Origin of the sequence: Pandoraea pneumonica (genome assembly GCF_902459645.1) — a bacterium.
GTDB classification, from domain to species: domain Bacteria; phylum Pseudomonadota; class Gammaproteobacteria; order Burkholderiales; family Burkholderiaceae; genus Pandoraea; species Pandoraea pneumonica.
This window is the reverse complement of record NZ_CABPSK010000011.1, coordinates 1-1,744: the sequence shown is the minus strand read 5'-3', so window position 1 is coordinate 1,744 and position 1,744 is coordinate 1. Positions and strand designations below refer to the sequence as shown.

Annotated in this window: 1 protein-coding gene, 3 tRNA genes and 1 pseudogene; all 5 read left to right on the top strand. The window is 54.8% G+C overall.

Going from position 1 to position 1,744, the window contains the following annotated elements; all coding sequences use genetic code 11:
• Positions 1-337: 337 nt before the first annotated feature.
• A complete protein-coding gene (locus PPN31114_RS26110; protein ID WP_150682418.1) occupies positions 338-1,108 on the top strand; it encodes a glycosyltransferase family 25 protein in 771 nt (256 codons plus the stop codon).
• Positions 1,109-1,263: 155 nt separating this feature from the next.
• A tRNA-Tyr gene (locus PPN31114_RS26105) sits at positions 1,264-1,349 on the top strand.
• Between the two features lie 68 nt (positions 1,350-1,417).
• Positions 1,418-1,491, top strand: a tRNA-Gly gene (locus tag PPN31114_RS26100).
• A gap of 34 nt (positions 1,492-1,525) precedes the next feature.
• A tRNA-Thr gene (locus PPN31114_RS26095) sits at positions 1,526-1,600 on the top strand.
• 71 nt (positions 1,601-1,671) lie between these two features.
• A pseudogene (locus PPN31114_RS26725) lies at positions 1,672-1,744 on the top strand (GTP-binding protein); the annotation flags it as partial.

Sequence of the window (1,744 nt, the reverse complement as noted above, 5' to 3'; positions counted from 1 at the left end):
CGTGTGAAAGTAGGTAATCGTCAGGCTCCCCTAAAGACCCCTTGCTACCAAAGTAGCAAGGGGTTTTTGCTTTGCGCAAGCGGAATTGGTTGTGCGTAAGCCGTCAGTGCCTTCGCGATACATTACCCTCCCGATTTAAATTGCGTCTTAGATAGTGAATCCTCACATTTAAAATCTACGCAATAAAAGCACTACACCCCCGATAACACCCTCTTGTAAGTAATAGGAAGGGGATGGGATTGAGATAATTCGCCTTTAAGATATCGCCCGTTTAATAAATCAATATGGGCGTAGCGAACGTGAGTTACCAGCACGTGACGCTGCCGAATTAGTTCGAATGAATCAATTTCCGGACCAGACGCGTAAGCTTCCTCCTGTCATCGTCATCTCTTTGACAGATAGCCTCGAGCGTAGAGCTCACATGACGCATCAAATGGCGCTTGCGGGGGTGCCGTTCAATTTCTTCAATGCAGAGCGGATTAAGGCGTATCCATCGACTTACGACGCGTCCACGCGTCTGCGGACGTATGGTAATCACCTGACACTCGGTGAGATTGGTTGCTACGACAGTCACTATCGCATTTGGCAGGATCTCGCCCGCTCAAACGACGACATTTGGTGCGTGCTTGAGGATGACATCGAGTTGACGGCGGGATTCGCCGAAAGATTGACTCTCGCGCTGGACGCCGCGACACCTTGGGGCATCCTGCGGTTGAGCGAATGCGGCTCGGCTGGATGCTGGCGAGTCGGGCAGCTGCCCGACGGGGCCATTCTGAACGATCACAGGAAGCAGCCGGGCGGCACGCAGGGCTACCTGATTCGCAGGGAGGCTGCCCTCACGCTGCTGGCCTATGGCGAGCGCATGGTGCACCCGGTCGACGATATGTTGAATCGGAACTGGGAGCACGGTATCCGGATGATATCGATGTCTCCCGGTGTCGTCGTCCATCGGGATGACGTCCTCGGCACGACCATCGCAGGCCGTCAGAAAGCGAGGCGCTCGCTTGCGGAAAAGCTGCGCCGCGAATTCCATATGGGACGCGACAGCTTGAGCCGGCACCTAGACGGATGGCGCCGCCGGCTATTGGAGCGCCGTCAGTGGGGTTGAGTGCTTACTGCCTCGCCGTCTCGATTCCTAGGAAAATCAAAGGCTTGCCGCACGGATAGAAAAAATCCGCGGCAGCAGGCACAAAAACTGCTCTTTTAATGCGTGGAAGGTGTTGACAAGGTGGGGCGACATCTCCATAATTGCAAATTCTCTGCGGAGGGGTGCCCGAGTGGCTAAAGGGGGCAGACTGTAAATCTGTTGGCTTACGCCTACGTTGGTTCGAATCCAACCTCCTCCACCAGAATGCGGAAGTAATGAGCGCCGGAAGTTCCGGCGCTCATTATCAAGGAAGCGAGAGTCGGAATCCAAGCGGGTGTAGCTCAATGGTAGAGCAGAAGCCTTCCAAGCTTATGACGAGGGTTCGATTCCCTTCACCCGCTCCAGGTGACGCGCAGACGCAGAAGAAGTAAAGGATTCGCCCATGTGGCTCAGTGGTAGAGCACTCCCTTGGTAAGGGAGAGGTCGGCAGTTCGATCCTGCCCATGGGCACCACCAGATAGTGTGAAGCGCGGCAATCAACATGCCGAGCAACTCGGCAATAGATAACCCGTTAGGAGTTGGAAATGGCAAAGGAAAAATTCGAGCGGACTAAGCCGCACGTGAACGTCGGCACCATTGGTCACGTTGACCATGGCA

Coding starts and splice junctions, on each gene's coding strand:
- PPN31114_RS26110 (WP_150682418.1), top strand. CDS start 338: ATGAATCAATTTCCGGACCAGACGCGTAAGCTTCCTCCTGTCATCGTC.